This window comes from Glycocaulis sp., assembly GCF_050485565.1.
Classification (GTDB): Bacteria; Pseudomonadota; Alphaproteobacteria; order Caulobacterales; family Maricaulaceae; genus Glycocaulis.
Map to the genome: position 1 here is coordinate 86,728 of NZ_JBJHBQ010000004.1, position 22,615 is coordinate 109,342.

The following is a 22,615-nucleotide window of genomic DNA, read 5'->3' on the forward strand; positions in this document are numbered from 1 at the left end:
GCCGGATGATCCGGCGTTGACGGAAACCTATTTATGGAACGGTCTTGCCGGTAGACACGATAAATGCCACTGTCCGTTCCATGAGTGGAACGACGAGCCTGCCCGATCTGAATGAGCTCTACCTGTTTGCGCAAGTGGTGGAGCATGGCGGATTTGCCGCTGCGGGCCGGGCCATCAACGTGCCGAAATCGCGCCTCAGCCGCAAGGTCGCGCAGCTGGAGGAGCGCCTCGGCGTCACGCTGATCCATCGCTCCACGCGGCATTTCTCGGTGACGGATGCCGGCCAGCTCTTCTACCGGCACTGTGCGGCCATGATCGCGCAGGCCCAGGCGGCGGAAGATGCCATCGCCGCCACGCGCTCGGAGCCGCAAGGCACGATCCGGGTCAGCTGCCCGGTGCTGGTCGTGGAGAAGGTGCTGGCCCCGCTGATCGCAGATTTCATGGCGCGCTATCCCAAGGTTCAGGTTCGCCTTGAGTCCACCAATCGCCGGGTGGATGTGATCGAGGAAGGCTTTGACATGGCGATCCGGGTGCGCCCGCCTCCTCTGGAGGATTCCGGCCTGATCCTGCGCCAGCTGGCCACGCATCGCGGCGCGCTGGTGGCCAGCCCCGGCCTCGTCGCGAGCCACCGCCTGCCGGAAGCTCCGGACGATATCTCGCAGTTTGAAACGCTGAGCCAGACAAGCCGGACCGGCGAACATGTCATCACGCTGACGGCACCGGACGGAGCAGTCCACCCTGTGCGCCATACGCCGCGCCTTGTGACCGATGATATGGAGGCGCTGCGTCAGGCGGCGCTTGCAGGCATCGGGGTGGCGGCGCTGCCGCGCCTGCTGGTGTGCGATGACATAGAAGCAGGGCGGCTGGTTGCACTATTGCCGGATTACGAGCTGCCGGGCGGGCTGGCGCATGTCGTATTTCCCTCGCGAAGAGGGCTGATCCCGGCGGTGCGCCTGTTCATGGATGAACTGCCCGGCGCGTTTCAGGACAGCCTCAATTAAGCCGCCCGCCCGACAGTACGCGGTCAAAATCGGCTGACAGCCCTGAATAGAAGGCGACCAGCCGCTCTTCGCGTTCTGCGCGCACGCGCGGGGCCGGGGCGGCAAGGGGCTGCGCGGCAACGCCCTCATGGGCGGCCACCATGATCTCGCGCCAGATATCGGCAGGCAGGCCACCACCGGTGACGTTCGCCATCGCGCTGTCATCATCATTGCCGGTCCAGACGGCGGCGGCGTATTGCGCGCTATAGCCGACGAACCACGCATCGCGGCTATTCTGGCTGGTGCCGGTCTTGCCCGCGACGCGGTGGCCCGGCACGGCGGCGCGCCGCCCGGTCCCGTCCAGCACGACGCCTTGCAGCATGGTCGACATCGCGCGGGCATGGCCGCGCGCGATCACCTGCTGGGTGCGGGTCTCTTCTTCGCGCTCATAGAGCACATCGCCGCGCGTTGTGCGGATTTGCGTGACGAAATACGGATCCAGCCTGCGGCCATCATTGGCGATCACGAGATAGCTCGCCGCCATGTCGATGACGCGCACCTCGCTGGAGCCGAGTGAGAGCGATGGCACTTCGTTCAGCGGCGTGGTGATGCCCAGCCGCCTTGCCATCTCGGCGACCTCGGAAATCCCCACCAGCATGCCGACCTGCGCGGCGATCGTGTTGACCGAGCGTTTGAGCGCATCTTCCATCGTCATCCGGCCGCGATTGCCGCCGCCGAAATTGACCGGCGACCAGTCACCATAGGTAGTGGGCGCATCGTTGAACACGCTGGAGGGCGAGTAATCGGCTTCCAGCGCGGCGAGATAGACAAACAGCTTGAAGGCAGAGCCGGGCTGGCGGCGCGCCTGTATCGCCCGGTTGAACTGGCTGGACACATAATCGCGCCCGCCCACCATGGCGCGCACTGCGCCATTGCTGTCCAGCACTACCGCCGCCGCTTCGCCAGCGCGCGCAGCAGGCCCGTCGCGCTCCAGCCGGTTGGTGACAACCTCCTGCGCGGCGTTCTGCAGGCGCGTGTCCAGCGTCGTCTCGATGACGAGATCAGGCACCGCATTGTCCGGGCCGAGCAGGCGCTGGGCCTCGGTGACGGCATAGTCAAACAGATGGCCGTATTGCAGCATGCCGCCGGGGCGGAAGGCGCTCTCCACCGGCTCGGCCTGTGTCGCGTTGGCGACGATGTAATCCATCGGCGAGAGGAAGCCCGCATCGCGCATGGCGATGAGCACATTGGTGGCGCGCGCCTGCGCTTCGGCGAGATTGTCTGTCGGGGCAAGGCGCGTCGGCGCGGCCGGAAGCGCGGCCAGCAGGGCGGCCTCCTGCACGGTCAGCTCACTGGCAGGCTTGTTGAAATAGCGCCGCGCGGCCGCCTCGATGCCATAGGCCTGTTCGCCGAAATAGATGCGGTTGAGATAAAGCTCGAGTATCTCTTCCTTGGAGAGCACCCGCTCCAGCGCGATGGCCAGGCGCATTTCCTGTATCTTGCGCCGCATGGTCCGTTCTGGCGTCAGGATGAGGTTCTTCACCAGCTGCATGGTGATGGTGGAGCCGCCCTGCACCGTGCGCCCGGCGCGCAAATTGGCCAGCATGGCGCGCATCGTGCCGCGCCAGTCCACCCCGTCATGCTCGAAATAGCGTCTATCCTCGATGGAGAGGAATGCCTGCGCCACGTGGGGCGGTAGTTCGTCCAGCCGTGCCGGCATGCCATAGAGCGGCCCGCGAATGGCCAGCACCGCGCCGTCAGAATCCAGCAGGGTGACGGTTGGCTCCATGCGCACGCGCCACAGATCTTCTGCCGCGTCCGGCACGGGCGGCAGGTCGTGGAACGCCCATTCCCATGCGGCATGCGCCACGATGGCACCGGCGGCCAGAAACAGCGAGGCGATGCCCGCCATCACCATCAGCTTGCGCGCGCGCAAGCCTTCATTGAACGCGGCGAGGCGTTCCTTGAATGTCGTCGGCTGGTCGGCGCGGAAAGTGATGGGTCGGCCTCCAAATCGGGCGGGCGCTGGGGAAGGTGTGTTCTCAAAGCCAGACGATCACGGCTAAATTATGGGCGATGACCCGCCAAGCCCCTTTTTACAAGACCAAGACGCTGGCGCAGATGAGCGAGGCGGAATGGGAATCGCTGTGCGATGGCTGTGGCCAGTGCTGCACGGTCTCGCTGATTGATGATGATGACCCCAATGGCGCGGTCCTGCGCACCTGCATTGGCTGCGAATTGCTGGACCTGTCGACCGTGCGCTGCACCGATTACGCCAACCGGCATGAACGCGTGCCGTCTTGCGTGAAACTCACCCCCGGCAATGTGCGCGATCTAAGCTGGATGCCGCAAACCTGCGCCTACCGCCTGATCGCGGAAGGCAAGCCGCTCTTTGACTGGCACCCCCTCATTTCGGGCCGCGCGGACAGCGTTGTCGAGGCGGGCGTCTCGGTGAAAGGCACGCTGGTATCCGAGCGCGATATCGATGAGGCGGACTTTGAGGATTATGTGAGGGGGTAGGGAGGGGGCGCTCTGCTATTCGCGTTTCACCGGCGCAAGCCGGTGCCCAGCCTTTTTCTGGATCCCGGCTTTCGCCGGGAAAACGCAAAAAGTTGGCAAGTCCATCATGTTGTCATGGCACGGCCCACACGCGCCGGTAATGACAATTTTCTAGGTTCTCAAAAAGGCTGGGTCCCCCGTCGGGGCGGGGGACCCCGGAAGTTGAAACCTTCTGGTTAAACTCGCCGCGCCTTGAGTAGCGCGAACCTCTCAACCGGGGTCCCCCGCCCCGACGGGGGACCCATTTTTTCAACTGGTACGGCATTCCTCATTCCAGATAACGCGGACAGTTCTCCCCCAATCCCCACCTCACAAAAATAATCCCTCAACGCCTTCAAAAGCTTGCAACAAACCCGCCACCATCACTCCGGCAGGGCCGGTTGTGAGGCATACTTCAGGCATGGTCGAGACATCTGAGAAGAGAGCACCGCCCCGGCGCGACTGGCTGGCGATCCGCGAGGCGCGCCGCGCAGGCATGAGCCTTGAGGGGCTGTCTCTGCGCGAGGGCATTGGCGTGCCTTACCTGAAGGATGGCCTGCAATGGGTGGAACGCATCCTGCCCGCCAGCAAGACGGCCAGCCTGAAAGTGCGCCTGGAAGCGCATCTGGAGGCCGCCGAAGAGGCGCTGGCGCGCGGCGAGACGGCGGACGCGGAGAAGCGGGCAAGGGCGGTCAGCGCGCTTTTGAAAGCCGCGATGAGCGTCGATGACTGGGCGCGGCTTGCCGAGATCGCCCGCAAAACCGAGACAAGCGAGGCGCAGGCAAATGCACACACCCGTGAGGCTCTCCTTGAAGAGCTTCGCCGGCGGCTTTCGCGCCTTGATGCGAAGGCCAGCCGGGATTGATGCGCTGATCGCCTCCATCGATGCGAGCGAGGCTGAACGCATTCTCGATGACTGGGAGAGCTGGGCGCATCCCGCCCAGCTGCCCCCGGCCGGAGACTGGCAGGCCTGGCTGTTCCTTGGCGGGCGCGGCGCGGGCAAGACCCGCGCCGGGGCCGAATGGATACGCGCCCGCATCGCGGGCGGGGCCGGGCGCATCGCGCTGGTCGGTCCCACGCATGGCGATGTGCGCGAGGTGATGATTGCCGGGCCGTCGGGCCTGCGCAGTCTGGGGCCGCGAAGGGAACGCCCGGTCTGGGAAGCGACCCGCCGCCGCCTTGTCTGGCCGTCCGGCGCGGTCGCCTACACGTTTTCGGGCGAAGACCCCGATGCGCTGCGCGGTCCGCAGTTTGACACCGCCTGGGCCGATGAATTTGCCGCCTGGCGCTATCCGCAGGGCGTGCTGGACATGCTGCGTTTTGGCTTGCGGCTGGGGGCGGATCCGCGCCTGATGGTGACGACAACGCCCCGGCCTTTGCCCGCGCTCAAACGCCTGATCGCGGCGCAGGGCACGGCCGTGACCCATGCCACGAGCGAGGCGAACGCCGCCCATCTGGCGCCGGGCTTCATCAGGGCGCTGCGCGAACATTACGGCGCCTCGCGCCTGGCCCTGCAGGAGCTGGAGGGGCGTCTGGTCGATGATCCTGAAGGCGCGCTGTGGACACGCGAAATGATTGACGCCGCGCTCGCCCGCGAGGCGGTGGAAGCAGAAAGGATTGTTGTCGCCGTCGATCCGCCCGCCGGGTCCACCGGCGATGAATGCGGAATTGTAGTGGCCGGTGCGGCGGGGCAGGGCGCGAGGCAGGTGTTCAGCGTGATCGCCGATTACAGCTTGCGCGCCCGGCCTGAGGGGTGGGCGAAACAAGTGGCCAAAGCCTTCACGGCGCATGAGGCCGATAGTGTGGTCGCCGAGAGCAATCAGGGCGGGGAGATGGTGCGCGCGGTGCTCGCCGCCGCGCTGCCGGGTCTGCCCGTCCGGCTCGTTCATGCCAGCCGGGCCAAACGCGCGCGGGCCGAACCTGTCGCCGCGCTCTATGCGGCGGGCCGCGTCGCGCACGCGATGAGGATGCCGGGGCTGGAAGACCAGATGTGCGCCTTTGGCGCGCCGGGCTTTACCGGCTCCCCTGACCGCGTGGACGCCCTCGTCTGGGCGATTGCGGCGCTGAAAGGCGGAGGCGCGGAGCCGAGGCTCAGGTGGATTTGAATTTTCTGGGTCCCCCGTCGGGGCGGGGGACCCCGGTTGATACGTCATAGGCCAACAATACCGGGTTCCCCGGCTTGACCGGGGATCCAGACTTCAAAGGCCCGGCTGGTCCGGAATGACGCTTGTAAGGAAGAAATCGCCTCCTCGTCATTCCCGCGCAGGCGGGAATCCAGAGCGGCCTGGCAATGCTTTCGCCCAGTGATCCCTGGGCCCCCGCCTACGCGGGGGCGACGGGGCTGGTGTGTTCCGAACACGAACAAAAAAGAGAAAACCCATGCTACGACAATGGTTTGGACTGCAGCGTAAGAGCGCGGGCAGGCTGGTGGCGCTGTCGCTATCTCCCCGTCCGGCGTGGAGCCCGTGTGACTATGCGGCGCTGTCGCGCGAGGGCTATGGCAGGAATGCCGTCGCCCATCGCTGTGTGCGCCTGATCGCGGAGGCCGCTGCCGCCGTTCCCTTGCGCATCGAAGGCGAGGGCAGGGCGGCGGACGCGGTGAGAACGCTGCTGACCCAGCCCAACCCGGACCAGACCGGCGTGGAGCTGATGGAGCTGTTTCACGGTCATCTGCAGGTCGCGGGCAATGCCTATCTGGAGCTGGCCGAAGGCTATGACGGGCCGTCGGCCCTCTTTGTGCTGCGCCCGGACCGGGTGCGTGTGGTGCCGGGGCCGAAGGGCTGGGCCGATGCCTGGGAGTACCGCAATGGCGCTGACCGCCGCCTTATCGAGCGCGACCGCGCCAGCGGCAAAAGCCCGGTCCTGCACCTGAAACTCTTCAACCCGTCGGATGACCATTATGGCACCCCGCCGCTGGAGGCCGCTGCCCGCGCGGTGGATGTCCACAATGCGGGCGGGGCATGGGCGAAAGCCTTGCTGGACAATGCGGCGCGCCCCTCCGGCGCGCTGGTGGTGACCTCCAAGGATGGCGGCGAAGCGCGCCTGACCGAGCAGCAATATCAGCGCCTGAAAGACGAGCTGGAAACGCTCCATTCCGGCCCCGCCAATGCCGGGCGGCCTCTGCTGCTGGAAGGCGGGCTCGACTGGAAGCCGATGGGCCATTCACCGGCAGAGATGGACTTTATCGCCGCAAGGCGCGAGGCCGCGCGCGAGATTGCCCTCGCCTTTGGTGTGCCGCCCATGATGCTGGGTCTGCCCGGTGACAATACCTACGCCAATTACCGCGAAGCGAACCTCGCCTTCTACCGCCAGACCATATTGCCGCTGGCGAGGAAGACCTGCGCCTCGCTCAATGGCTGGCTCTCCCCCTGGCTGGGCAACGGATTCGATATCCGGCCCGATGAGGATGCGCTGCCCGCCCTCTCTGAAGAGCGTCTGGCCCGCTGGAAACGCATTGGCGAGGCGGAGTTCCTAAAGGATGGCGAAAAGCGCGAGCTCCTCGGCCTGAAACCGCTTGCAGACACGGAGGATGATGATGACTGAACGCCCTTCGCACTGGCGCGTGGACCGACAGATAACCCTCGGTGTTCTTGTCACGCTCGCCCTGCAGACCGCAGGCGGGCTGATCTGGGCGGGGGCGACCTCTGAACGCATCCGCCATCTGGAACTGCGCGTGGAGGCGACCGCCCCGGTCTATGAGCGCATCGCCCGGCTGGAGGAAAACTCCGCCTATACCCGCCTCGCGCTGGAACGCATCGAAAGGCGGCTGGCGGGGGAGTAGCGCCTCGGCCCTCGTCCTTCGAGACGCTTCGCTCCGCTCGCCCTCAGGATGAGGGCCGCAAGATATCATCCCCCTCATCCTGAGGAGCACGCAAGTGCGTCTCGAAGGACGAGGGGGAATGACGCAGAAAAATATCACCACCCCCAACAAAAAGGAGGCTGTCAGATGACAGCAGATGACGGCTCGGGCGAAAGGCTCGAGATCGCCGGCTATGCCAGCGTGTTCGATATCGAGGACTATTCCGGCGACATCATCCGCCGCGGCGCGTTTGCCGACAGCCTGGCCACGCGCGGGGCGGGCGGCATCCGTATGCTGTTCCAGCACGACGCGGAAGAGCCCGTCGGCGTGTGGGACGAGATTTACGAGGATGAGCGCGGCCTGTTCGTGCGCGGCCATCTGACCGGCACCACGACGCGCAGCGCGGCGACAGCCGCCCTGATCCGCGAAGGCGCGGTGGATGGCCTGTCCATCGGTTTCAGGGCCGTGTCCGAAACCCTCCGGCCTTCGGGCGGCGGCCGCATCCTGACGGAAGTGGACCTCTGGGAAATCTCCATCGTCACCTTCCCGATGGCCGAGGCTGCGCGCCTCGAAATCGTACCCGCCGCCCCGCCCGCCGCAGAACCGGTCGAAGCCTTTCTCGACACGGTTCTGGCCTGATCCCCACCCCTTTTTCACATCCCTGACCGACACGAAGGAAACCCCATGTCCCGTGAAACCAAGATGAGTGCGCCCAATGCGCAGACCCGCGCCGCGCTGCACGATTTTCTCTCCGCCTTCGAGCGCTTCAAGAGCGCCAATGACCAGCGCCTTTCCGAGATCGAGAAGCGCAAGAGCGCTGACGTGCTGCTGGAGGAGAAAGTGGCGCGCATTGATGCGGCCCTGACCCGCCAGAAGGCGGCGCTGGACCGCATGAGCGTTGATGCCACGCGGCCCTCCATCGGGCGCAAATCCGCCGCCCATCCCGGCTGGAATGCCTATGTGCGCCGGGGCGATGCTTCGGCGCTGATCGAAGCGAAAGCCCTCTCTGCCGGCTCGCCCGGCGATGGCGGCTATGTCGCCCCGCCGGAAACCGAGGCGATGATCAACCGCCTGCTGGCCAGCGTCTCCCCGATCCGGGCGATTTCGAGCGTACGCCAGACCACCAGCCATACGTTCAGGAAACCCGTCAGCCTTGGCGGCGCGGTGGCAGGCTGGTCTGCCGAGACCGGCGTGCGCAACCAGACGGCTACGCCGGAGATCACGCTGGTCGAATTCCCGACCGCCGAGCTTTACGCCATGCCGGCGGCCACGCCGGTGATCCTCGATGATGCGCTGGTCGATATCGACCAGTGGCTGGCCGAAGAGGTGCGCGATGTGTTCGCCGCCGAGGAGGGCAAGGCGTTTGTGTCGGGCAATGGCACCAACCAGCCGCGCGGCTTCCTCGCCTATGACAAGGAGCCCGAAGGCACGCAAGCCTGGGGCGAGATCGGCTATGTCGCCACCGGCGCGGCAGGCGATTTCGATGAGGATCCGGTCGATGCGCTGATCGATCTGATCTACGCGCCCGCCACCGGCTACCGCTCGAACGCGCGCTTTGTGATGAACCGCCAGAGCGTGTCGCGCATCCGCAAGCTGAAGGACCAGGACGGCAATTATATCTGGCAGCCGGCGGTAAACGCCGGTCAGGACGCGAGCCTGATGGGCTATCCGCTGACCGAGGCCGAAGACATGCCCGATATTGGCGCGAATGCGTACGCGATTGCCTTTGGTGATTTCGAGCGCGGCTATCTGGTGGTCGACCGTCAGGGCATCGAGATCCTGCGCGATCCCTATTCGGCCAAGCCCTACGTGCTGTTCTACACCACCAAGCGCGTCGGCGGCGGCGTGCAGGACTTCAACGCCATCAAGCTGTTGAAGTTCGCGGAGAGCTAGGGCGGTTTTAGCTTCCGCAAGCAGGTTTCCTCCCCCGTTTACGGGGGAGGTGCCTTCGAAGAAGGCGGAGGGGGGAGCTTTAGCGCAATCCCCCCCCCTCGGCCCTTCGGGCCACTCCCCCCGCAGGCGGGAGGAGAAAAGGGTCCGCGCTTCCCTAACCTCTGAGGAACATTCCCATGGGACTTCAAACGCTGGGGGCAGCCCCCGCAGCGCCTGTTAGCCTGTCTGACGCCAAGGCGTGGCTGCGTGTCGGCCATGCGGGCGAGGATGCGGCCATCACCGCGCTCATCAATACGGCGGTCTCGCGAGTGGAGGCCGAAACGGGCCGGGCGCTTCTTATCCGTAATTTCCGCGAGACACTCGATGGCTGGCCGATCCGCCGGCTGTCGGGCTGTGGCTCGGCCTTCGCGCTGGCGGTCGCCCCTGCCGTCAGCGTGGAGGCCGTGCGCATTTTCGACCGCGCAGGCGGAGTGACGCTATGGGATGCGGAAGAATACCGCGTCGACGCCAGCGCCGATCCCGGACGGCTGATCGCGCGTGCGCCCTTTGCTTTTCCAAGACCGGGCCGGCTGGCGGCGGGGATCGAGATCGATTTCACTGCCGGCTATGGCGAGACCGCCAGCGACGTGCCGCCCGCCCTCATTGAGGCGGTATTGCGTCTGGTGGCCGAAGGCTATGCGGCGAGCGAACCTTCGCTGGCCACGGCACGTGGTCCGGCGCGTCTGCCCGAAACGGTGGAGAGCCTCTTACGGCCCTTCCGGCAGGTGCGGTTATGAGCGCGGACAAGGCCCTGCAGGCAGGGATTCTCGCGCATCTGGCGGCTGATACTGGCGTGCAGGAACAGCTCGGTAATCCGCCGCGTATCCATGACCGCGCACCGGCGGGCACGGCCTGGCCTTATGTGGCGCTGGGCCGGGGCGAGAGCCGTCCGCTGGATGGTGATAGCGCGGCCCTGAGCGAGCATCGCCTGACCCTTCATGTCTGGACCCGCCGCCATGACTTTGCGCAGGTGAAATCCATCACCGGGGCGGTAGCAGCGGCGCTGCACAATGCGCAGTTCACCCTGCCGGATGGCTACCGCCTTGTCCTCTGCCAATGCGTCTACACCGACCATTTCGAGGGCGCAGACGAACGCGCCGTCCACGGCCTGGTGCGGATAAGGGCGCTGGTCCAGACGGTCTGATTTTCAACCTTAAAAAGGAGACGCCCATGACCGCCCAGGCAGGACGGGACATGCTCATCAAGCTCGGCAATGGCGCGAGCGAGGAGAGCTTTACCAGCGTGGCGGGCCTGCGCGCGAAAGCGCTCAGCCTCAATGCCCGCACGATTGACGCCACCCATTCGGACAGCCCTGGCCAGTGGCGCGAGCTGATCGCCGGGGCTGGCGTGAAGACCGCTGCCGTCACCGGCACCGGGATTTTCCTCTCCGGCGAGGGCGACAATGCCATAAGGCAGGCCTTCTTCGCCGGCTCCACGCCTAACTTCCAGCTTGTCATGCCGGAGTTCGGTATCATCGAAGGCCCGTTCGCCATCAGTGCGCTGGAATATGCCGGGCGCCATGATGGCGAGGCGACGTTTTCGATCTCGCTCGCTTCTGGCGGCGCGCTCAGCTTCGAGGCGCTGTGACCATGGCCAATCCGCAGCGCGGCGAAGTGGTGCTGGAGGCAGGCGGGGAGCGCCATGTGCTCTGCCTGACGCTGGGGGCGCTCGCCGAGATCGAGGCGCTGACCGGCGCAGGCGATATGAGCGAAATCGGACCCAAGCTCACCTCTTTGAGCGCCAGCGGCATGCTGGACCTACTCTCCATCCTCCTGCGGGCGGGCGGCAGCGCCGCAGATGCCCGCGCGCTGTCCATCACACCTGCAGAGGCCGCGCGCGCCATCGCCCGCACGTTCGAGGCGGCGGCGCAATGAGCGCGCACTGGGCGGCGTGCCTGAACTTTGCGGTTCTGCGCCTCGGCCTCGCGCCCCATGCCTTCTGGGCGCTGTCGCTTGGCGAATGGCGGGCACTGACGCAGCACGTCACAGGCGTTTCGGACCTGCCCGATCCGGCGGCCTTGCGGGCGCTGGCTGCGCGCTTTCCCGACTGAATTTCAACCCATGAAAGGCATGTGCCATGCCCGATACTGACCGCTTTGATGCGGGCGCTCTTACCAGCGCGGCGCGCGAGGCCGAGGAGGCCGCCCTGTCGGTCTCGCGCGCGTTTGAACGCACCGGCGATGATATTGCCCGCGCCATGGAGCGCGCGGCGCGCTCCGGCTCGCTGTCCATCCACACCATGGTGGAGGAGGCGCTGCAATCGCTCGCGCGCCTGGCGCTGGACCGGTTCATCATCAATCCGCTCGGCCAGATGCTGGGCCAGCAGATCGCCGGGATCACAGGCCAGCGCGCCGAAGGCGGCCCGGTGCTGGCAGGCCAGAGCTATCTGGTGGGTGAGCGCGGCCCGGAAGTGTTCACGCCCATGGCCAATGGCGCGGTCACGCAGACCGGGGCGGCACCCATCATCAACATCTCCATTCAGGCGAGCGGCGATACGCTTGCCGCCGTGCGCCGCAGCGAAACCCAGATTGCCGCGAGCCTTGCGCGCGCGGTCCGCGCCGGGAGTGAGCGGCTATGAGCGCGTTCCACGATGTCCTGTTTCCGTTAAGCGTGGGGCTGGGCGCGCGCGGCGGGCCGGAGCGCTTCACCGAGATTGTCGAGCTCGCCAGCGGCCATGAGGAGCGCAACTCTCCCTGGGCGCACTCGCGCCGCCGCTGGGATGCGGGGCCGGGCGTGCGTTCGGCGGATGACCTGGCGTTGCTGACGGCGTTTTTCGAGGCGCGGCGCGGGCGGCTGCATGCTTTCCGCTTCCGCGATCCGGCCGACCATGCCTCGTGTCTGCCGTCCGCGCAGGTCAGCGCCAGCGACCAGTTGCTCGGTCTTGGCGACGGGGAGCGCACCCGTTTCCCGCTCCTCAAACGCTATGGCGAGGGGCAGGGCGTCTATCTGCGCCCGATTGCCCTGCCGGTCGCGGGCAGTGTGCTGGTAGCGGTTGATGGCGCGGCGGCGGGCTTCACGCTCGATGGCGCAGAGATCGTGTTGGGCGAACCGGCCCCTGATGGCGCCAGCGTCAGCGCCGGATTCCGCTTTGATGTGCCGGTGCGCTTTGACACCGACAGGCTGGAGATTGCGCTCGACGCTTTCCGGGCAGGCGCGGTTTTGAGTGTGCCGCTGGTTGAGGTGAAATTGGGTTGATCGCCCTCATTTCGTTTTCCCGACGAAAGTCGGGATCCAGAAAAAGCGCTGGGCACCGGCTTTCGCCGGTGAAACGCGTAAAAGAAAGCTCTCCCCATGCTCTCCCTTCCTCCTGCCATGCAGGCCGCGCTGGATAGCGGCGTGACGCAGCTGGCCTGGTGCTGGCTGATTACGCGCCGCGATGGCGTGCAGCTCGGCTTTACCGACCATGACGGCGTGCTGGACATTGACGGCGTGGCTTGCGAGCCGGGCAGCGGGCTCATCCCCGGCCATATCCGCGCAGACACTGGCAGTCCGGCGCGCGGCGCGGCGTTCGGAGCGGTCAGTTCAGACCGGATCAGCGCCGCCGACATCGCCAAAGGGCTGTATGATGGCGCGCGCGTGGAGGTCTGGCGGGTGGACTGGGCAGAGCCGGAAACCCGCGTGCGCGTTTTCACCGGCGAGATTGGCGAGATACGCCGCTCCGGCGCCGGGTTCGAGGTCGAGCTGGCGGGGCTTTCTGCGCGTCTGAACCGGCGCATTGGCCGCGTGTTTTCAAAAACTTGCGATGCGGAGCTGGGCGATGCGCGCTGCGGCGTGAATGTGTCCGCCCCCGCCTACACCGGCGCAGGCAGCGTTGTGGAGTTGGCCAGCGCGCGGAGCTTCGCGGCAGAGGGACTTGCAGGCTTCACGCCCGGCTGGTTCGCCCATGGCAGGCTGGTCTGGCTGACGGGCGCGAATGAGGGCGCAGCGGCGCGGGTTGAAACCCATGAGCTGCGCGGCGGCGCGGTGCAGATCGCTCTGGCTGGCGCGCCCGTCTTTCCAATGGCGCAAGGCGATACATTCCAGATCGTTGCGGGGTGTGATGGCCGGGCGGCAACCTGCCGGGCGAAGTTTGCCAATTTTGCCCGCTTCCGGGGCTGTCCGCATATCCCCGGCAATGATGTGCTGGTCCGCCATGCCGGGTCTGAGCCCGTGCGCGATGGGGGCCGCCGGTGAGCGCCAACCGCGCCGCGATCATTGCCGAGGCACGGGAGTGGATCGGCACGCCCTATCGCCATCAGGCCAGCTGCAAGGGCGCTGGCACCGACTGTCTGGGCCTGGTGCGCGGTGTCTGGCGGGCGTGTGTTGGCCCGGAGCCTGAAACCCTGCCCGCTTACAGCCCGGACTGGGCGGAGCGGTCAGGCGAAGACACGCTACTGGCGGCGCTGAACCGGCATTTTGCCCCTCGTGAGATCGATGCGCGCCAGCCCGGCGACGTATTGCTCTTCCACACTCGTGCGGGCGGGCCGTCGCGCCACTGCGCCATCCTCTCCACACCCCATTCCATCATTCACGCCTGGCAGGGGCGGGCGGTGGCCGAAACGCCGCTGGACGGCTTCTGGATGAGGCGCATCAGCGCCGTGGCCGCCTTTCCCATCCCTGACTGATTTTTCTCCCGAACAAGGACATCTCCCATGGCCCAGATGGCCTTTGCCGCTGGCGCGCGCCTTGCCGCCGGTGCCTTGCGCACGCTTGCCGCCCAAGGCGTGGCGCGCCTCTTTTCTGCTGGCGGTCGCGAGCCTGCGCGCCCTGACGGGCTGGATATCCAGACCTCTACCGAGGGCAGCCCTGTGCCGCGAATCTATGGCCGCATGCGCCTTTCCGGTCAGGTGATCTGGGCGTCGCGCTTTCGTGAGACGCGCGTGAAGGAGCAGCGCCCGGGCAAGGGTACCGGCGGCTCCACGCGTAGCTATGCCTATTCGGTCAGCTTTGCCGTCGCCCTGTGTGAGGGTCCGATTGCGGGTGTGGGCCGGGTCTGGGCCAATGGCGCGCCGCTGGATACCGGCCGCATCACCATGCGCATGCATGCCGGCACTGAAGGCCAGTTGCCCGATCCGCTGATCGCCATGATCGAGGGGGCAGACGCCGCACCCGCCTACAAGGGCCTTGCCTATGTGGTGTTCGAGGATCTGCCGCTGGACGATTTTGGCCTGCGCATTCCCCAGTTGAGCTTCGAGGTGCTGGGCGGCGGTGATGCACCCGAATCCGGTTCGCTGGAAAGCCTCATCGAAGGCGTGTGCCTGATCCCGGCATCGGGCGAGTTCGCCTATGCGAGCCAGCCGGTCATGCGCGAGATCGCAGACGGGCGCGACGCGCCGGAAAACGTCCATATCCTGCGCGCCGATACCAATATCGAGGCAGCGCTGGATGATCTGGCCATGCGCCTGCCCGAATGCCGCTCGGTGGCGCTGGTCACCGCCTGGATCGGCACCGATCTGCGCTGCGGGGAGTGCCAGATCCGCCCCGGCATCGAGTCCTTTCACAAGATCACCCGGCCCCATGCCTGGCAGGCTGGCGGTGTGAACCGTCCCAATGCGCACCTGATCAGCGGCGGGCCGGAAAAGCCGGTCTATGGCGGCACGCCCTCTGACCGCAGCGTCATTCAGGCAATCCAGCTTCTCAAAAGCCGCGGCTACAAGGTCGTCCTCTACCCCTTCATCCTGATGGATGTGCCGCAAGGCAACGCGCTGCCAGACCCCTATGGCGGGGCCGAGCAGGCGGTCTTTCCGTGGCGCGGACGGATTACCTGCCACCCCGCACCCGGCCAGCCGGGCAGCGTTGATGCCAGCTCCGCTGCCGCTGCGCAGGTCACCAGCTTTTTCGGCACCGTCAGCGCATCCCATTTCAGCACGTCGTCCGGACAGGTGAACTATTCCGGGCCGAATGAATGGCGGTTTTCCCGCTTCATCCTGCACCATGCGGCCCTGGCTGCGGCGGCGGGTGGGGTGGACGCCTTCCTCATCGGTTCGGAGATGCGCGGGCTGACAACTATCCGCTCCGCATCCGGCGTCTATCCGGCGACCGCACACCTTAAAACGCTGGCCGGAGAGGTGCGCGCGCTGCTGGGGGCAGGGTGCAAGCTCTCCTATGCCGCCGACTGGTCGGAATACTGGGGCCATGCGCCGGGCGGCGGCGAGCGCCGCTTCCATCTCGATCCGCTCTGGGCCGATGCCAATATCGATTTTATTGGCCTCGACTGGTACATCCCGCTGGCTGACTGGCGCGACGGGGCAACCCATCTCGATGCGCTTGCCGGTTTCACCTCCACCCACGACCCGGACTATCTGGCCGGCCAGGTCGAAGGCGGGGAGGGGTTTGACTGGTATTACGCCAGCCCCGCAGACCGCGAAGCGCAGACCCGCACCCCCATCACGGATGGTCAGGGCGAGCCATGGATCTGGCGCTACAAGGATTTGCGCAGCTGGTGGAGCGAGGCCCATCACGAGCGCAACGCATCCGGGACGCGCCTGTCCCAGCCGACGGCGTGGATTCCCCGCTCCAAACCCTTCGCCTTCATCGAATATGGCTGCCCGGCGGTCGACAAGGGCGCAAACCAGCCCAACGTGTTCATCGACCCGAAAAGCTCGGAGAGCTTCGCGCCATACTTCTCGCGCGGCACACGCGATGACGTGATCCAGCGGCGCTATATCGAGGCGCTGATGGGCTATTGGCAGGGTGCCAATAATCCCGTCTCGCCACTCTATGGCGGGCCGATGATTGACCTCTCGCTCGGCCATGCCTGGACGTGGGATGCGCGGCCTTTCCCCGAATTTCCTGCCCTCTCCACCGTCTGGGATGACGGCGCGAACTGGCAGCTCGGCCACTGGCTGACGGGCCGTGCCGGGCAGGCCAGCCTTGCCCGCATCGTGCAGGATGTTGCCGCGCGCGCCGGACTGGAGAGCGTGGATACGACCCGGATTGACGGCCTCGTCGCCGGGCTGGTCATTGATGGCGGGGAGCGCGCGCGCGATGTGCTCGCCCGGCTCGGCGCGCTCTACGGCTTTGACATGGTCGACCGCGCTGACGGCGTGGCCGCGTTCGGCGCTGGCCGTCACAAGCCTTGATGCCAGCCATTGCGTGCGTGCTGGCAATGCGCCGCCGCTGGTTGTCACCCACGAAGCAGCGGCAGGACGCGTACGCGAAGTGCGCATTGCCCATATCGCCGATGATGAAGCCTACAGCCCGGCCATGGCGTCGGCGCGCGGGCTGGATGCGGCGGTGGAAGGCGTGGCCGAGTTTGGCCTGCGCATTCTGGCCGATACCGGTCAGGCCCAAGGCTGGGCGCAAGGTCTCTTACGCAGTGACGAGGCAGGCGCGCTGGGCGTCGATCTGACGCTGCCGCCATCCCTGATGGCGGTGGAGGCTGGCGATACGCTCATCCTGTCTGGCGAAACCGGCATGGACGCGCCGCTGATGGTGGCAAGCCTTGAAGGGGTTGCTGCCCGTCAGGCGGCCTTGGTCCCTGCCAGTGGGCGTGATCCTGTTCTGGCCGGGACGCAGCCCTCATCGCGAGAGCCGGACCTGGCCCCGCCATCGCGGCCCGTTCTGGTGGCTTTAGACCTGCCCGTACTGCCCGGTGAAACGTCCGAGCGCGGCGGGCTGTGGATGGCGGCCTTTGCTGCGCCGTGGCCCGGCCCGCTGACGCTCCATGCCGGGCCGGATGCGGCGTCCGTGGTGCCCGTTCTCGAACTGGAGCAGCCTGCGAGCCTTGGCTGCCTCGCCGCTGATCTGCCTGCCGGATTTGAGGGCCGCTGGGACCGGGCAAGTGTGCTCGATATCACCCTGTTTGATGGTGCGCTGGAGAGCGTGGCTCCATTGTCGGTGCTGTCAGGCGTCAATCAGCTGGCGGTGGAAGGCCCTGAGGGGTGGGAAATCATCCAGTTTGCGAGCGCCGAGCTGATCGCGCCGTCACAATGGAGATTGCGTGACCTGATACGCGGTCTTGGCGGCAGCGCCATTAGCGGCGCGCCATCCGGTGCGCACGTGGTGGTGCTGGACGGGGCAGGCGCGGTGCTGCCCCTTGATGCCAATGCGCTGGGTGCGCCGCTGGCGCTGATTGCCGTGCCGCCGGGGCGCAGCCTTGACGATGTCTCCGCCCGGCAGGTGGAAGCCCTTTATGAGGGGGTGGAATACCGCCCCCTCTCGCCGGTGCATCTCAAAGCCGTCTGGCAGGGCGATGAGCTCGCCTTGAGCTGGATACGCCGCACCCGCCTTGAGGGCGATGCCTGGGGTATTGGCGAGGTGGCGCTGGGCGAGGCGCAAGAGCTCTACCGGGTGGACATCCGTGATAGCGCCGATGCGCTGCTGTGGACGGGTGAAAGCACGCTGCCGTCAATCCTCGTACCGGCTGCAACGGCTCTGGAACTGCCCGCTGGTGCTTACTGGCAGGTGGCACAGATGTCAGCGCGGACCGGGCCGGGGCGCTGGGCGCAGGGCGTGGTGCCTGCCCCCTTGTCCTGAGCCCTGCAGCACGCCACATCGCCAAGCGGTCAAAGCGCTGCTATCCCATCTGCACCATGATGAACCCGTATGCGATTCTGGGCGTTTCGGAACGTGCCCCGGCGGACGAGATCCGCAAGGCTTACCGAAAGCTGGCCAAAGAGCTGCACCCTGATGCGCGCCCCGGCGACAAGGCGGCCGAGGAACGCTTCAAGCAGGTGACGCAAGCCTTCAAGCTCTTGTCCGATCCTGAACAGCGTGCGCGCTTCGACCGGGGCGAGGTGGACGGGCAGGGCCAGGAACGCCCGCACTTCCATTACCGCTCGCGCCCCGGTGGCGGTCCCGGCCAGCGCGGGCCGCAAGGGCGGTTTGAGGATCTGGGCGACATCTTTGCTGATCTGTTCGCCGCCCAGAATGCCGGGGCGCAGCGCCGCCGCCCGGCTGCCGAAAAGGGCGCTGATCTGCGCACACAAGTGCGCATCACCCTGCCTGAAGCGGTGCTGGGCACGAAAAAACGCCTGTCGCTGCCCGGCGGACGGGCGCTGGATGTGACCATCCCGGCGGGCGTCAATGACGGGCAGGTGCTGCGCCTGAAAGGGCAGGGCCATGGCTCGCTATCGGGTGGACCACCCGGCGCGCTGCTGGTCGAGATAAAAGTCGCCCCCCATCCCCATTTTCGCCGTGAGGGGGATGATATCCGCCTTGATCTTCCCATATCGCTGAAAGAGGCGGTGCTGGGCGGGAAGGTGCGCGCGCCCACGCTGGATGGCGATGTGGAGGTGCGTATCCCCTCCGGTACCAGTTCAGGCTCTGTCCTGCGCCTGAAAGGACGCGGCGCGCCCAAAAGCGGCGGCCAGCGCGGCGATCAGCTTATCCGGCTGATGATCGATCTGCCGTCAGGCGACCCCGCGCTGGAAGAATTTGCAGAAAGCTGGCGCCCGCCGACGGGATATGATCCCAGGCGGCGTTTAAAAAGCTAATGTATGCGTGCTTGGCCCGTCGCCTGCATGTCTGCAGAATGACACGGTCGTTCAGATAAGGTTCAGCGCTCCGGTGCGAAACATGTCGGCATGATGAAACGCTACGCCCTTCTCCTGATCTGCCTGACCGCCCTGGTGGCGGCAGATGCGCGTGCCACCGAGGTGGCCGCTGAAGCGCAGGCGTTTGACCCGCGTTCACGCTATTCCGCAGACGAGGCCCGCAGCCAGAGCCAGTCCGGCAATGTCGTGCCGGCCCGCGTCGCGGTGGACAATGTGCGCCGCCGCTATCCGGGCGCGCAGGTGCTTGATGTGGAACTGGTTCGCTCCGGCTCGCCTTTTTACATCGTGAAGATACTCACCCAGGAGGGCCGCCGGATCGACGTGCGCGTTGATGCCGCCAGTGGCCGGGTGATGTGATGCCAGTACTTTTCTCAACGGAGTGTGTCTGATGCGCGCCCTGATAGTTGAAGACGATCCCGATCTGCGCCGCCAGCTCAAAGACGTGCTGGACCATTCCGGCTATGCCGTGGATGAGGCAGGCGATGGCGAGGAGGGCTGGTTCATGGGCGATACCGAACCCTATGACGCCGTTGTGCTCGACCTTGGCCTGCCGCGCCTTGATGGCGTGAGTGTGCTGGAGCGCTGGCGCTCGGCGGGCCGCGACTTTCCGGTGCTGATCCTGACCGCCCGCGACCGCTGGAGCGAAAAGGTGGCCGGGTTTGACGCAGGCGCGGACGATTATCTGACCAAGCCCTTCCACCCGGAAGAATTGCTGGCGCGGCTGCGCGCCCTGACCCGGCGTGCGGCCGGCCACGCGACATCAACCATCGAGATGGGTGATCTGTCGGTGGATACGCGCGGTGCGCGGGTGTTTGTCGGCGACCAACTGGTCAAGCTGACCTCGCACGAGTTTCGCATCCTCTCCTACATGATCCATCACCGCGAGCGGGTGATCTCGCGCACCGAGCTGGTCGAGCACATTTACGATCAGGATTTCGACCGTGATTCCAATACGATCGAGGTGTTTGTCGGCCGTCTGCGCAAGAAGATCGGAACAGAGCGCATCGAGACGGTGCGCGGGCTGGGCTACCGGCTGGTCGCGCCCGGCGCGGATACGCGGGCCAAGGCGGGGTGAGCGCTGAAAGCAGTGACACGCTGATCGAACGCGGGTCGCTGCTCAGGCGGCTGAGCCTTCTTGCGCTCAGCTGGGGACTGATCCTGCTGACCGTTGGCGCGGTGTCGCTGACGGCGGTGTTCCGCCAGACCGTGCTGACCGATCTCGATAACCGGCAGGCCAATATCGCCGAGTTTCTGCTGATCCAGCTGGAGGCGACACCCGATGGCGGTGTGGTGCTGACGCGCGATCTGCTTGATCCGCGCTTTGGCCAGGTGTTTTCCGGCCGCTACTGGCAGGTAAGCCACGCCAATGCGCCCGCCGATGCCGATCCCATCGAGCGCTCCCGCTCTCTGTGGGATGAAACCATCATTCTTTCCGAAAGACTGCGTAGCGCGGCCGTTGCGGCGAGCGGACAGGCTGTGGCCGGCAATGCCGAAGGACCGGACGGAGAGCCCTTGCGTCTGTCAGCGCGGGCGGTCGTCCTGCCCGGACTGGATGGGCCGGTGATAATTATCGCCGCCGAAGACAGGCGCCCGTCCGACAGGCGCGTCTGGACATTTGGCCTCGTTGCAGCCGGCCTGCTTGCTGGTTTCGCGATCCTGCTGGCGGTCGGCGTGGTGGTGCAGGTGCGCGTCGGCCTGTCGCCAGTGCTCAAACTGCGGCGCGCCGTGGCCCGCGTGCGCGATGGCGAAACGCACAGGATTTCAGGTCAGTACCCATCGGAAATGATGCCGCTGGCCAATGAACTCAACGCGCTTATCGATCATTCCAGAGAGGTGGTCGAGCGCGCGCGCACCCATGTCGGCAATCTCGCTCATGCACTCAAGACACCGATCACCGTGCTGTCCAACGAGGCGCGCGGTGATGACACCCGGCTGGGCGATCTTGTCCGCCGCCAGACCGATGCGATGACCGGGCAGGTTGAACACCATTTGCGGCGCGCCAGAGCCGCCGCCAACGCCAAGGCCATTGGCGCGCGCACACCGGTAGGCGAGGTGATCGAGGATCTGGGGCGGACCCTGCGCCGTATCTACGCCCGCCGGGACATCACGCTGGACTGGACTGTCGAGGCCAATCCGGTGTTCCGGGGCGAACGTCAGGACCTTGAGGACCTTATCGGCAATCTTGTCGACAATGCCTGCAAATGGGCGGCAAGCCGCGTGCAGATAAGTGCCAGCACCGGCGCGGAGGGCGCGGTTTTACTGAGTGTAGAGGATGACGGGCCGGGGCTTGACCCGCAGGCGCGCGAACAGGTTCTGGGCCGGGGTGTCCGGCTTGACGAGCAGGCTCCCGGCACCGGCTTTGGCCTGGCGATTGTCAGCGATCTGGTGAAAGCCTATGGCGGGTCACTGGCATTGGAGGTCAGCCCGCTGGGCGGACTGGACGCCAGGCTGGTCCTGCCCGGCGTGATCCGCACAGGGGAAACGCGCCATTAACCGCAAAATGTGACGCTGGAACCCGGATTTACCGTCGCGGCCGCATTCATGACGACGCTCACACCTGCCAAGATCGCCCAGCTGCGTGCTCTGATGAGCGCGCTGCCTGCGGCGTTCGCCGCCCGCATTGTCGAGACGGCAAGGGCCGGTGATGAGACGATGGGCGAGCTTCTGCATGCGTGCTCACGAAAGCCGGAAGTCTATACGCGCGAACGGTTTTTCGCGCCGCTCGCCCCTTTGAGCCTTGATCCGGCCCATGCCCGCCCGTCACTGGCTCACATTCCCCCTGCCATGCTTGCGACCGTCTGGAGCTGGATGGACGAGACGCTCGCGCCGGACATAACGGCGGCGATGCGAAAATACTGCGCAAACCCGCTCATGCCGCCGGACGAAAAGACAGAAGACGCGCTCCGGGCCGATGCCTCAAAGCGTATCCTGGCAGCGATTGATGAGCTGCGTGATGATCCGCGCGCGACAAAGCAGCTGCGCCACCGGCTTGGGGTGAGTGATTTCCGGGCAGTGCGTGATCTGGCGGCCATTTTGCGGGCCACGCCTGTCTTGCGCAAAGCGATGGCCGATATTCCCCCCAGTATTGCCGAACTTGATGACGGCCTGTCCCAAACCCTGCGCGACCGCTATGACGCTGCCTGCGCCGCCGATCCCGATGCGGGCGTCTGGTTTCTCTATCTCGTGATGGCGCGCCTGGTGCGCCCCTGGGCGATCCTGCGCGTGTTCGAGAAAATTGCCCGGCGCGATGATGATTTCCTGCTCTCGCGCACGGATGTGTCCACGATTGGCGACGCGCTGCTGGAAGACGCGGCCTATTATGTCAGCGCCTTTGCCGACATTCCGGCCAGTAACGAGGCCGCCCAGGAAATGGCCACAGCCCTGACCCAGTTTGCGACCGTGACCGTGGGGATGAGCCGCGAAATCGGTATCCGCAAGGATGGCGGCTGGGGACGCCAGATCATGGCATTGCGCCAGCGTGCGTCTGCGCAGATGGAGGCTATCCATGCGGCGGCTCTTGCCCAGCTCGACAAGACCGTCCCCGACCCCCACAAGGCGCTGCCTGCGCGGCTCATACTCTCAGGCGATGCGCTGGAGAGCGCGGCCACGCGAATGGAAGTGTTCTGCACATTCTTGCGGCTGACGCGCGATGATGCCTCACGCGCGGCGGTGGGCGGCGCTCATGCCGGGGTGCTCGACCGGATGAACCAGCGGCTTGATATGGCGTCCGGAGCGGTGCTCGCGCAGATGCGGGGCGGTCAGGGTGATGATGCCCTGACAGAGCGCGCTGCGGTCATTGCCCGGCTGATGACGGCCATGGGCCAGCAGGAAAGCGCTGCTGTGTTCCTGCGGCGCGCCGCCGCAGCGCGCGCGGCGTGAATGGCTTTATCC

General features: G+C 66.1%; 25 protein-coding genes. 24 read left to right on the forward strand and 1 reads right to left on the reverse strand.

Annotation, left to right across the window (positions count from 1 at the left end; genetic code table 11):
* Window positions 1-80: 80 nt before the first annotated feature.
* Window positions 81-1,001, forward strand: a complete 921-nt coding sequence (locus tag ACQ5ID_RS05710; RefSeq protein ID WP_429911497.1) for a LysR substrate-binding domain-containing protein — start codon at window positions 81-83, stop codon at window positions 999-1,001.
* Here the strand turns inward: ACQ5ID_RS05710 and ACQ5ID_RS05715 are convergent.
* A complete protein-coding gene (locus ACQ5ID_RS05715) occupies window positions 994-2,916 on the reverse strand; it encodes a transglycosylase domain-containing protein (RefSeq protein WP_429911498.1) in 1,923 nt (640 codons plus the stop codon). The two genes, ACQ5ID_RS05710 and ACQ5ID_RS05715, sit on opposite strands and share 8 nt — an antisense overlap.
* Window positions 2,917-3,056: 140 nt before the next feature.
* On the opposite strand from ACQ5ID_RS05715, the gene ACQ5ID_RS05720 reads away from it, so the two are divergent.
* The 23 genes from ACQ5ID_RS05720 to ACQ5ID_RS05830 all read left to right on the forward strand — a co-directional run bounded on the left by ACQ5ID_RS05720 (window position 3,057) and on the right by ACQ5ID_RS05830 (window position 22,603).
* Window positions 3,057-3,500 carry a YcgN family cysteine cluster protein gene (locus ACQ5ID_RS05720; RefSeq protein WP_429911499.1) on the forward strand — a complete coding sequence of 148 codons (444 nt, stop codon included), beginning with the start codon at window positions 3,057-3,059 and terminating at the stop codon, window positions 3,498-3,500.
* 439 nt (window positions 3,501-3,939) lie between these two features.
* Window positions 3,940-4,383 (forward strand): hypothetical protein, encoded by a 444-nt coding sequence (locus tag ACQ5ID_RS05725; RefSeq protein WP_429911500.1) that lies wholly within the window; start codon window positions 3,940-3,942, stop codon window positions 4,381-4,383.
* Window positions 4,328-5,623: a DNA-packaging protein gene (locus ACQ5ID_RS05730; RefSeq protein WP_429911501.1), complete on the forward strand. Its 1,296-nt coding sequence runs from the start codon at window positions 4,328-4,330 to the stop codon at window positions 5,621-5,623. The genes ACQ5ID_RS05725 and ACQ5ID_RS05730 overlap by 56 nt, the downstream gene beginning before the upstream one ends.
* A 274-nt stretch (window positions 5,624-5,897) precedes the next feature.
* Window positions 5,898-7,061 (forward strand): phage portal protein, encoded by a 1,164-nt coding sequence (locus ACQ5ID_RS05735; RefSeq protein WP_429911502.1) that lies wholly within the window; start codon window positions 5,898-5,900, stop codon window positions 7,059-7,061.
* The gene (locus ACQ5ID_RS05740; RefSeq protein WP_188452773.1) at window positions 7,054-7,299 is read left to right on the forward strand and encodes a hypothetical protein; all 246 of its coding nucleotides are present in this window, start codon (window positions 7,054-7,056) and stop codon (window positions 7,297-7,299) included. The genes ACQ5ID_RS05735 and ACQ5ID_RS05740 overlap by 8 nt, the downstream gene beginning before the upstream one ends.
* Before the next feature lie 165 nt (window positions 7,300-7,464).
* On the forward strand, window positions 7,465-7,956 hold the full coding sequence (locus tag ACQ5ID_RS05745; RefSeq protein WP_429911503.1) for an HK97 family phage prohead protease: 492 nt from the start codon (window positions 7,465-7,467) through the stop codon (window positions 7,954-7,956).
* Window positions 7,957-8,001: 45 nt separating this feature from the next.
* Entirely contained in the window at window positions 8,002-9,210 is a 1,209-nt protein-coding gene (locus ACQ5ID_RS05750; RefSeq protein WP_429911504.1) for a phage major capsid protein, read from the forward strand.
* A 176-nt stretch (window positions 9,211-9,386) separates the two neighbouring features.
* Window positions 9,387-9,986 (forward strand): head-tail connector protein, encoded by a 600-nt coding sequence (locus ACQ5ID_RS05755; protein ID WP_429911505.1) that lies wholly within the window; start codon window positions 9,387-9,389, stop codon window positions 9,984-9,986.
* Window positions 9,983-10,393: a DUF3168 domain-containing protein gene (locus tag ACQ5ID_RS05760; RefSeq protein ID WP_429911506.1), complete on the forward strand. Its 411-nt coding sequence runs from the start codon at window positions 9,983-9,985 to the stop codon at window positions 10,391-10,393. The genes ACQ5ID_RS05755 and ACQ5ID_RS05760 overlap by 4 nt, the downstream gene beginning before the upstream one ends.
* A gap of 26 nt (window positions 10,394-10,419) precedes the next feature.
* On the forward strand, window positions 10,420-10,836 hold the full coding sequence (locus tag ACQ5ID_RS05765; protein ID WP_429911507.1) for a phage major tail protein, TP901-1 family: 417 nt from the start codon (window positions 10,420-10,422) through the stop codon (window positions 10,834-10,836).
* 2 nt (window positions 10,837-10,838) lie between these two features.
* Entirely contained in the window at window positions 10,839-11,123 is a 285-nt protein-coding gene (locus tag ACQ5ID_RS05770; RefSeq protein WP_429911508.1) for a GTA-gp10 family protein, read from the forward strand.
* Window positions 11,120-11,299, forward strand: a complete 180-nt coding sequence (locus ACQ5ID_RS05775; protein WP_429911509.1) for a phage tail assembly chaperone — start codon at window positions 11,120-11,122, stop codon at window positions 11,297-11,299. Before ACQ5ID_RS05770 ends, ACQ5ID_RS05775 begins: the two co-directional genes overlap by 4 nt.
* 26 nt (window positions 11,300-11,325) lie before the next feature.
* The gene (locus ACQ5ID_RS05780) at window positions 11,326-11,826 is read left to right on the forward strand and encodes a phage tail tape measure protein (protein ID WP_429911510.1); all 501 of its coding nucleotides are present in this window, start codon (window positions 11,326-11,328) and stop codon (window positions 11,824-11,826) included.
* Window positions 11,823-12,443, forward strand: coding sequence for a phage distal tail protein, Rcc01695 family (locus ACQ5ID_RS05785; RefSeq protein WP_429911511.1), 621 nt, complete (start codon window positions 11,823-11,825; stop codon window positions 12,441-12,443). The genes ACQ5ID_RS05780 and ACQ5ID_RS05785 overlap by 4 nt, the downstream gene beginning before the upstream one ends.
* A 96-nt stretch (window positions 12,444-12,539) precedes the next feature.
* The gene (locus tag ACQ5ID_RS05790; protein WP_429911512.1) at window positions 12,540-13,421 is read left to right on the forward strand and encodes a DUF2163 domain-containing protein; all 882 of its coding nucleotides are present in this window, start codon (window positions 12,540-12,542) and stop codon (window positions 13,419-13,421) included.
* The gene (locus tag ACQ5ID_RS05795) at window positions 13,418-13,852 is read left to right on the forward strand and encodes an NlpC/P60 family protein (RefSeq protein ID WP_429911513.1); all 435 of its coding nucleotides are present in this window, start codon (window positions 13,418-13,420) and stop codon (window positions 13,850-13,852) included. Before ACQ5ID_RS05790 ends, ACQ5ID_RS05795 begins: the two co-directional genes overlap by 4 nt.
* Before the next feature lie 27 nt (window positions 13,853-13,879).
* Window positions 13,880-16,309 (forward strand): baseplate multidomain protein megatron, encoded by a 2,430-nt coding sequence (locus tag ACQ5ID_RS05800; protein ID WP_429911514.1) that lies wholly within the window; start codon window positions 13,880-13,882, stop codon window positions 16,307-16,309.
* Window positions 16,248-17,705 carry a phage tail baseplate protein gene (locus ACQ5ID_RS05805; RefSeq protein WP_429911515.1) on the forward strand — a complete coding sequence of 486 codons (1,458 nt, stop codon included), beginning with the start codon at window positions 16,248-16,250 and terminating at the stop codon, window positions 17,703-17,705. The genes ACQ5ID_RS05800 and ACQ5ID_RS05805 overlap by 62 nt, the downstream gene beginning before the upstream one ends.
* A gap of 56 nt (window positions 17,706-17,761) precedes the next feature.
* Window positions 17,762-18,664, forward strand: a complete 903-nt coding sequence (locus ACQ5ID_RS05810) for a DnaJ C-terminal domain-containing protein (RefSeq protein ID WP_429911516.1) — start codon at window positions 17,762-17,764, stop codon at window positions 18,662-18,664.
* Between the two features lie 90 nt (window positions 18,665-18,754).
* Window positions 18,755-19,081 carry a PepSY domain-containing protein gene (locus ACQ5ID_RS05815; protein ID WP_371395021.1) on the forward strand — a complete coding sequence of 109 codons (327 nt, stop codon included), beginning with the start codon at window positions 18,755-18,757 and terminating at the stop codon, window positions 19,079-19,081.
* A 31-nt stretch (window positions 19,082-19,112) separates the two neighbouring features.
* Window positions 19,113-19,799, forward strand: a complete 687-nt coding sequence (locus ACQ5ID_RS05820; RefSeq protein ID WP_371395020.1) for a response regulator transcription factor — start codon at window positions 19,113-19,115, stop codon at window positions 19,797-19,799.
* Window positions 19,796-21,217, forward strand: a complete 1,422-nt coding sequence (locus ACQ5ID_RS05825) for an ATP-binding protein (protein WP_429911517.1) — start codon at window positions 19,796-19,798, stop codon at window positions 21,215-21,217. Before ACQ5ID_RS05820 ends, ACQ5ID_RS05825 begins: the two co-directional genes overlap by 4 nt.
* A 48-nt stretch (window positions 21,218-21,265) precedes the next feature.
* The gene (locus ACQ5ID_RS05830; RefSeq protein ID WP_429911518.1) at window positions 21,266-22,603 is read left to right on the forward strand and encodes a hypothetical protein; all 1,338 of its coding nucleotides are present in this window, start codon (window positions 21,266-21,268) and stop codon (window positions 22,601-22,603) included.
* Window positions 22,604-22,615: the final 12 nt, after the last annotated feature.